We start from the raw sequence: 9,153 nt of genomic DNA, 5'->3' as shown, positions 1-9,153 counted from the left end.
ATAACTTAATTCTTCCAGGTACTAAAATTAGATTGTATAATCTTTTTCCCGTTTCATAGTTTTACGATAACTTAATTCTTCCAGGTACTAAAATATCAAAACTATACAACTCACCAGTAGTATATTGATATTTTACCACGCATAGACCATACCCAATCGAGTTGATTATACCACATTAATTGTTATTAATAAAGTTTAACTCTATACTGTTTGTTTTAAACCTTCTATTACTATTTATAAGTAACGTTTTATTAATCATGGTCAATATAATTTCTGATGACAATTCTATCGAACTATTTTCCTTCCCTATTTTCTGAATACACATTTTAATATTACTTAATATCCAATCCTCAGTTACGTTAACGTTTATAGGATAATTATTTTCAATAAATTCTACAATTTTATCATATTCCGGTAAAATAATCTCTTGATCATTTATTATCGTTATTGAATTAATATTATTTTTGTTTACCACACAATAGCCATCAATACTGATTCCGAAAACGAAACCAATGTTATGAGTAGCATACATTTTCTCTGCTTCTAAATAAATTTTTTTATATTCCCCATCATATAATAAGTGATCAATATTATTCATTATCACCAATGCCTGTCCACCAGAATTCATCTCTATGCCTTTTACCAACTTTAAATAATTAAGTACCAATTCATAATTTGACAGATAATGTATATCCTTTCCATCCTTATATGTTATAATGCTTTGTTGAATAATTTCTAAAAGTTTACTGTTTTCAAAATCTAATTTTATATTTTGAAATTCATTAAAAGCTGTGGCATTAAGAATTTCATAGATTTTAATCAATATATCCTTCACCTGTTCTAATTCAATAGACACATCAAAATTAATAGATATTTTATCCAAAACATATTTCATCATCAATGTATTCTTACCTAGTTTCAATTCTGAAATCATCTGTTCCCTGGATTGAACCAAATAGACATTGTAATAATTTCTTCCAACAACCTCATTCTCCAAAAATATATCACTTGCTATTTCGTCATATTCCATATATTTTGATTTTGAAAAATATTTACATAACATATTAATGATATTGTTCTTTTTAATAATGTTTTCACCACACCATTGATTCACTCCCTCAAGTGCTACTTCATATTCACGTAAATTATTTTTTGAAATAAAATCATATTATAGTTAACCTCTCACTCCCAACTCTTTCTTCGTTAAGCCTCTTACTTCCAACGATAATTTTCATATCATCATACTGTTTCTCCGTAATTGTGATTAAACGTATATTCCCCTTTAACGGTGCAAATTTTCTGATTCTGCTTTCAAGCCTGATTCCATACTCTCTACTCGGACATGTTCTTATATAAACCGAATATTGCATCATAGTAAATCCTTCTTTTATCAGATTTTTCCTAAATTCTCTATATTCCTTTTTTTCTTCTGGTAAATCTACAGGTAAGTCAAACATACATAACATTCTCATAATTTTATACTCCATTAATTTTCTTCTCCCTCATATCCCTCAATCCTTGGCAAATCGATACTATCTCTATTTCCTGCTAGTAATGCCGCATATTGTGAAACATATTCTTCAACCATATTGGAAACATACATTTTTTTATTTCTATACATAATTTTATGATTAAGAAAATTAATTAGTTTTCTTCTATGTACAATGGTAAAATATTCTTCTCCATCCAAAAGCAAATAAACATAATAATCAATCATCGGTCTGATAGGTTCCATCAAATCATCTATTAGGTTAAACCTATTATATTCATTCCTATGATGAATACCTAACTGTGAATTTAATCCATATCCAACACATACTCTTGCAATATATGAACGTATAATCGTATATCCATAATCCAAACCCGAATTTAACAATATGTCATCATTACCTCTTGAAAAACTTGTATCCATTAACTCATTGAAATAGATTTTTGCAGCATGTGCCTCTCTATTTGTTTTATCTCCAGTCTGAGTTTCAAATGCCATTTTCACTATATTGTTATAAACTTCATTATCTTTATTTATTTTTTTAATTACTCCTGCCTGATTTAATATTTTTCTTATTACAATTTCTTTCCATATTTCATCATAAAAATCAGGTGATATACTAATTTGATTTTCCAGATGTTTAAACATTCTACTATGATTATCATACGAACTGTACAAACCTATCGGTAGATGTTTCTCATCGCATAAAATCAATGCAACATTATTTTTAGCCAATGTACATAACAATCTCGTAGACAATGTAATTCTCAGGTTATCCAAAACAATAACAGATATATCACTTATCGGTATCCAAATTTCTCCATCTGGTGTATTCATTACCAAGTTATCTAATTTAATTTTAACATCTGTTTCATTTTCTATTAATAATAGTCTGAATGCCATATTAATCTCCTTTTATATACGAAAAAAGAGCACCCGTCGGTGCTCTTTGAATTCGGCATAAAGCCTTGTTTTAGTAGATCTGAAAAAATTAAGTTATCGTAAAAATTTTTACATCTCTATATTTTATTATAATATAAATGTATTTAAATGTCAACAATAAGACTAAATTTTTCCTTTTCAACCATATATGTATTTCCAAGAGCATCTGTAACCAATTTCCCTATATACTTTGTTTTTGACAATCCAACTAGGTTTTGAGAATTTTTTATGTTTCCTTTTTTATCCTTCTTTTGAAAGAATGGTTTATGTATTGGTTTTGTTTCAATGTAATTATTTGCATATTCCATCGTTCTGGATAAAAATCGTTCCACAAACATTTCTCCGTTTTTTTCATACTTTATTATGTCATTTTTATATAATGAAAATAAATATTTAACTCCCACTTTTTCTAAATCATTTATCGTGTTTTCATGACTTATTACTCCTGCATCACGCAATAATCCATTATATGCATCCTCATCTATCACATAATTATTGCCTTCACATTTTATATGATTATATTTAATGCCAATTAAATAATATTTTTTTAGTCTTTCATTAAAAAACACGTCTGTTCTGTAAGGATTTAAACTCCCCAAAATCACCTTTTTACTCCCTTTTTCATATCCATATTTATGCGATATGTCGATACAGCTTCCGGCTTCCTCCTTATAATATTTTACCTTTTCAATTTTGGGTCCATTATGTTTTTTAGCATATTTTCTAAAATAATCCCCCGTTTCTTTCATATATGCAACAAACGGATTTTTTTCGTCTGAATACTCATCAATTATTTTAATCATATCTCTATATGTTTTAGAATCATAATTGTACATTAAAATCTTCGATTCCTTACCACCCTTTATCATCTTTAACAGACTGGCACACTCTTTGTTGTCGTATATATTATATGAAGATATTTTATATATTTTTCCATCTTTAATTCTGGTTCCATATATCGTCTGATTACAAAGCCCCCTATTAACTTTTTTGTCCACTCTATGGTGGTATTTTACATTTTTTTCTGCTTCTATAATTTTTTCTCTTATCTTACTCCATTTTGCCTCGTACATTACTTGATCATAATCTTTTCCCCATATGCATTGTTGCCATCTTTCTTCATCAATTATTTCCCCTGTTTCAAAGTCAACACACGCTTCTTGAATTTTTCTGTATGCTTCATAACCTCTCTGTGAATAAACAATCAGCATTGCATCTACTGCATGATGTGAATACGATTCATCCCTATCTTTATTTATTCTTAAATTAACACGCATTTGATGTGTAAAACTTCCCCTTATAACTTTAACTTTTGTGGGGCATCCATCTTTTTCATTAAAAAAAGACTGTAGCATATTTAAAACAACCCTTGAAGCATACCTCGTATCATTAAGATTTCTGGTAATGAAGCCCTTTAAAACATCAATTTTATTAATATCCTCCATAAACAACATATTATTTACTTTTTTATCAGATATATTTCCCTTATTTTTCAATCCCAACACATAACTCTTATACTGATCGTAATTCCAGTTTTTATCGCCTTTAGATAAATACATATATGGAGTATTATTCCCCTTTTTCTGATTTTCACTCCGATATACTAGAACCTTATTGTTTCTGCTATCATCAAATGAGATTGATTTCGGAATTATATGATCAATCTCAAATAATTGAGGATCTTCTAATAGCCCATAAATTGAAATCATTTTTCCTGAATAAGGGCATCTTCCCTCTTGCTCATTCCAAAGTTTTAGTTTTAATGCAAGTTTTTCCTGTTTTCTGTAATCATCTCTATTGATTTCAATATCGTATTCATCCTTTATTCTTTTTAATATGCCTTCATATTCTTTCTCGTTTTTACTTTGTTCTTTTTTAATTCGCTCCTTCTCCTCTGTCGAATTTTTATCTCTAGGCATTTCGATTATTATGTTGTCCGGATATCCGTATTTTCTTATAGTTTCATTAATCATTTTTATTGTAGTTCTCACCGAACGTACTACTACCGGGTTATATATATCTTTAATAATTTCCTCAACAGGTATATATTTAGAATTTTTAAACTTTACACTCTTAAACTTAAATACCCCCATTTCAGTCAGAAGTTGCATTTGTTCTTTTGGCTGTGCATACATTTGTGGAATTAATTCATTCATTATTTTCAAAGATAGTGACTGCCACTTAGAGAACAGAGAACTATTTTTCTTTCTAATGTCTATTAACGTTTCTATTTCACTGTATGTAAAACTATTCTTTGCTTCATGTAATGCACCCTTAATCCCCTCTGTTTCTGTATTTAATGTTAAAATATTTCCTATTTCGTCAAGCTTTTCTCTGCTAAAATCAGCTATATCTATACCGTTCTTTTCAAATTCTTTTTTCATTTTTCTATATACTTCAAAAGTATGATAAATCTCTTTATCTGCTTTATCTTTTCTTGCTCCCCCAAATTGTTCAATGTCTTCTCCCAACACTTTCTTAATTATTGAACGCATATTAACAGCATTTGAACTTTTAATTTTTTCCACAATTTTTTTCTTTTCATTTTCTGTAAGTTTTCTATTATTTACTGTCAAGTTATTAAGATCATTTAACACGTTGAATTCCTGTGCTGTATATGAAGCACCGGCTGCCCTAAATTCATCCTTATAAACACTACATTTTCCAATTAATTTTTCAAAGATATTTTTGTCTGTTATATAATGTCCTTCTTCATCTTTATTCGTTGTGTAAACACCATAATCTGTCCTTGATTTTTCATTTCCAGGTCCTATATAATATTCTCTTTTTCTTTCAAATATTTTCATATATCCTTGAATAAATTCTTCTGGTAATTTTTGATTTCTAAATAAAATTTCTAATTCTTTTTTATATGCAGATATAGTGAAAACATTACTATGATACTCATCTTCATCTTCTTTTTTTACAATACAATCCCCTCTATAGCTACCATAAATCTTCAAACGTTCCAACTGAATTTCACACGGTAATTTTTCTTTTAACTCCTTTTGATTCAAAGCTATTCCTTTTGCATAATTGCTTCCCTTAGCTTCGTCAATAGCATCTTCCAAATATGAAATTCCTCTATGCTTTAACATATATAATAAAACACTATATAATTCTGTTAAATCTAATTCACATTTGATGCCTTTATTTCTTAATAAAATGGTATCATTCATAACATTTTTAGGAATTTCAAATCCAAACTTTGTCCATAATTTTTTAAAATCATTAACTCTCGTGCGCTCTCGTCTCTTGTTACGTCTTCCCTCTCTAAAATTACGCCTGTCAACATTGCTTGCTGCATCTGCCTCATCAAATAAATTAGAGCATGCCTCCAAAATATTTCCTTCCTGATCAATTACAGCTTCTCCTACTGATGCCACTCCAATGTCAATTCCAATATCATATTTCATTTTCTATCCTCCTATGTTTTTATATTTTATATTCAAATAGTGTTCACCACTTTAATATTTTATTTGTTCTCTTCTGGGATTTTTAATGTTATCAAATACTCGTTTATTCAATAAAGAATTTATGCCTTGACTTTTATTCCTTTTTCATAAATTGAATTTACATAAGATTTTCTATTCATTTAAAATCAATTTTTTCACTGCCTTAGCTCTCACATACACACTGTCTTGATTATATCACCATTTACCTCAAAATTAAAACTATTTTTACATTTTTCCCCTCTATTCCCCATATTCCGCCATCACATCGTCATAATAATCCTCTGCATCTTCTTCTCCGTCAAAATCATCGTAATTGTCCTCATAGAAATCCTCTGCGTTACTGTAATCTCTAACATTATATTTATCATAGACTTTATTAGATTTATTGTGTGTTTTGTTGGAATAATTGCTATATTTGTAGGTATTTTTTTCGTATCCTGATGTTTCCATTTCTGTATTTTCTTCCGTTTCCCTGCTCAACATATTATTATTGCTATTATAATTACTATTGTATCTGCTATTATAACTTCCATAACTCCTATCTTGATTTGAAGAAGATATATTAAAATTGACTACTACACCTATGAACAATATTCCAACTGCAACTGCTCCAATTGTAATTAGGACTTTGTCAGCCATGCTTGTGCTTTTATTCGAACTTGAATATGAATTTTCTTTTTCTGTGTCATCATTAAAATTTGTAGTTCTTTTACTATAACTTCCATATTCATTTTTCTGTGCTTCTATTCTTTCCAGATTCCTTTTATAAATGTTATATTCAATATAATCATCCATAAAATCTTTTTTGCCATTATGATTCCAATCAAACAACGCCATCCTTCTACCTCCTAAAAAATTTTATATTTTTATTCTACTTGTCTGTTGTATCACCTAAAACAGTAGCAATAATCCTACACACTACTCCACCATTAACTACAGACACTACCTTTCCTTTCGCCTTATCGGCTTTCCCCATCTTCTCCATACTCATCCATTGCTTCATCTATTGAGCTTATTACCAATAGAACACCTATTATCACAGAATATTGTCAGTCCCTGTCCAAATGAATTCTTTCTCATACAAATCAGCCTCCTTTACCCAAATCTCAGTCCAAATCATAATCATCCGGATTCAATCCTGCTTCTTCCAATGCCTCTGCCCTGTCATCTGAATCCATAAGTTCTAATTCACCAATATCAAGTCCTGCTGCCATAGCATCAATCTCTAAATCATCCTTAGTGTCATCTTCAAAGTCCCCGGCATCTCCAAATAATGCTTCATGCCCTTCCCTGCTGGTGCATAGCATTTCTTCTGCAAACATCATTTCTGAGCTATCTATTTCGCCATCGCCGTTTAAATCCATCCAATCTCTCATCGCTATACCTCCTGTAATCAAGAATTATCAAGTTTATTTGTTTCTGATTTAATGATTTACAGTTCCAAATAATCCCGGTCTGCTATATCCCTCTTTTTTCATATTCTTGTACCTCACTTTCTCCGTTAACGAAATAACCAAATCAACATTACTATTGCTCCAACCAGCGGACATATAAGGCCTTTACTATATATGACACGCCCCGGATTCAATCATGGAATGATGTGTTAGCATGATATCCACCTCTCTGTCATTTCTTGCGATTGGAAATTAGTTTTTTGTTTTCTTTTATATTTTTATTCTTTACTCCCCATATTTCGTCATTACTTCTTTTTATCCTTTTTTATAAAATATCCACCACGAATATATTTACGTTTAGCATAATCATTGCCATACCTGTTTATATCAAGAAATTGCTGATTTATATCAAATTCTGTATCTTCCGGCTGCTCCGGTTCGTGTAGCCAGAAATAAATCTCCTCGATATGTCCCATAACGTAACCAACTCCAATTGTTAATATTATTGTTATAATTTCTACCATTTCTCCTACCTCCTAAAAATTTTATATTTTATATTTTTATCATACCTAAATCCTATCATCCAAGCTGTCCATTAAAAAGGACTTGCGAAGGAACTTTTGTTCGGTTTTTCCGTTGTTCCTTCAACCCTACAGGATTTTTTTCAAATTATGTTTATTTTATTGTAATTATCGCTAATCCATATGCCTAAAAAGTGCTTGTCCCCAAATATATACAGAATATTTCTCAAATTCAAATTTTTTATTGTAAAATTTATGATTTCATTCCTTTCAACACCCCTTGGCAACAAATAATTACATTAATTTTTTCAAATCAAATTTGTTTTATTGTAAAATCCACGATTTCATCGCATATAACCTTCCCCACCTACCAACAATTACATTAAATTTTTAATTTAAATTTGTTTTATTGTAAACTTAATAATTTCATTCCTTCACCTACCTACTCTCACGCCACTACCGGCAATCCCACTGGCATTTCCTTAACAATAATAAAAAGACGTCCATGCCATTTTCTGACACAGACGCCTCTCAAATTATCTCTTTTCCTACATTTTTCCCATTTTTTCCCTATACTGCATTTACACTACATTTCCCCATTTTTTCCCTATACTAAATTTACACTACTTTTCCACGCATCTTCCCTATACTATTTCCCTTACTCTACTTTTCCCCATATCTTCCCTATACTACTTTTCTTCTATCTTTCTCATTACGTCCTTATATCCACTCCAGTCCGTAATGTAAATATCCGCCAGTTCCTTTACCTGCTCCTGGTTTCCGGCACTGCTTTCATCGTATATTCCCACAGTGTTTAAACCCATGCCCTTAGCTGTTCTCATAGAGTATGCGGCATCCTCAAACAACCACGTATCAGCAGTTGTTGTTCCCATCTTCTCCATTGCCTTTAAGAAAATATCCGGTGAAGCTTTTCCTTTTCCCACTTCAGTAGTGGTAAATATTTCATCAAAATACTTCATAAGGTCAAGTCGTTTAAGAGCTGCCTCAATCATAGGTCTGTCTGTAGATGTGGCAATAGTCATTTTAATGCCCATCTCCTTTGCATCCTCTAGGAAATTTCTCACATATTTCTTTTCCATGGCTTCCTTATCATAGAATTCAAACACCCTGTTGTTTATTCCGTCACAGATTTCCTCTATGGAAAGGTCAAGACCGTAGTTCTTTTTAAGATATTCTGCCCCTTCCGCCATGGTCAGGTCAAACATTACTTCTCCAATATTTTCATCTGTTTTAATTCCTAAACTTTCAAGATACAACTTTCCTGCATCCATCCATATGGACATTGAATCAAGTATTGTTCCGTCTACATCAAAAATAAATCCTTTAGCCAA

The 9,153-nt window shown here is 30.6% G+C and carries 9 protein-coding genes; all 9 read right to left on the bottom strand.

Annotated features, from left to right (window positions below; all coding sequences use genetic code 11):
- Positions 1–175 precede the first annotated feature (175 nt).
- The 9 genes from csn2-St to Q5O30_RS01955 all read right to left on the bottom strand — a co-directional run bounded on the left by csn2-St (position 176) and on the right by Q5O30_RS01955 (position 9,153).
- A complete protein-coding gene (gene csn2-St / locus Q5O30_RS01995) occupies positions 176–1,159 on the bottom strand; it encodes a CRISPR-associated protein Csn2-St (protein ID WP_302674531.1) in 984 nt (327 codons plus the stop codon).
- 4 nt (positions 1,160–1,163) lie between these two features.
- A complete protein-coding gene (cas2, locus tag Q5O30_RS01990; protein ID WP_021952088.1) occupies positions 1,164–1,487 on the bottom strand; it encodes a CRISPR-associated endonuclease Cas2 in 324 nt (107 codons plus the stop codon).
- Positions 1,487–2,392 (bottom strand): type II CRISPR-associated endonuclease Cas1, encoded by a 906-nt coding sequence (cas1, locus tag Q5O30_RS01985; protein WP_021952087.1) that lies wholly within the window; start codon positions 2,390–2,392, stop codon positions 1,487–1,489. The genes cas2 and cas1 overlap by 1 nt, the downstream gene beginning before the upstream one ends.
- A gap of 143 nt (positions 2,393–2,535) precedes the next feature.
- Positions 2,536–5,847 carry a type II CRISPR RNA-guided endonuclease Cas9 gene (gene cas9 / locus Q5O30_RS01980; protein WP_021952086.1) on the bottom strand — a complete coding sequence of 1,104 codons (3,312 nt, stop codon included), beginning with the start codon at positions 5,845–5,847 and terminating at the stop codon, positions 2,536–2,538.
- A 279-nt stretch (positions 5,848–6,126) separates the two neighbouring features.
- Positions 6,127–6,723: a hypothetical protein gene (locus Q5O30_RS01975; RefSeq protein WP_021952085.1), complete on the bottom strand. Its 597-nt coding sequence runs from the start codon at positions 6,721–6,723 to the stop codon at positions 6,127–6,129.
- 269 nt (positions 6,724–6,992) lie between these two features.
- Positions 6,993–7,262 (bottom strand): hypothetical protein, encoded by a 270-nt coding sequence (locus tag Q5O30_RS01970; protein ID WP_021952083.1) that lies wholly within the window; start codon positions 7,260–7,262, stop codon positions 6,993–6,995.
- A 48-nt stretch (positions 7,263–7,310) separates the two neighbouring features.
- Positions 7,311–7,436, bottom strand: coding sequence for a hypothetical protein (locus Q5O30_RS01965; RefSeq protein ID WP_302674530.1), 126 nt, complete (start codon positions 7,434–7,436; stop codon positions 7,311–7,313).
- Between the two features lie 149 nt (positions 7,437–7,585).
- Complete coding sequence (locus Q5O30_RS01960) at positions 7,586–7,804, bottom strand: hypothetical protein (RefSeq protein ID WP_021952082.1); 219 nt, start codon at positions 7,802–7,804, stop codon at positions 7,586–7,588.
- A 686-nt stretch (positions 7,805–8,490) separates the two neighbouring features.
- On the bottom strand, positions 8,491–9,153 hold the full coding sequence (locus Q5O30_RS01955) for an HAD family phosphatase (protein WP_021952081.1): 663 nt from the start codon (positions 9,151–9,153) through the stop codon (positions 8,491–8,493).

The organism is Eubacterium sp. CAG:161 (assembly GCF_000432355.1).
Taxonomy (GTDB): domain Bacteria; phylum Bacillota; class Clostridia; order Lachnospirales; family Lachnospiraceae; genus Eubacterium_G; species Eubacterium_G segne.
Note: the sequence above shows the minus strand (reverse complement) of the source record. Positions and strands in the feature narration are given on the sequence as shown.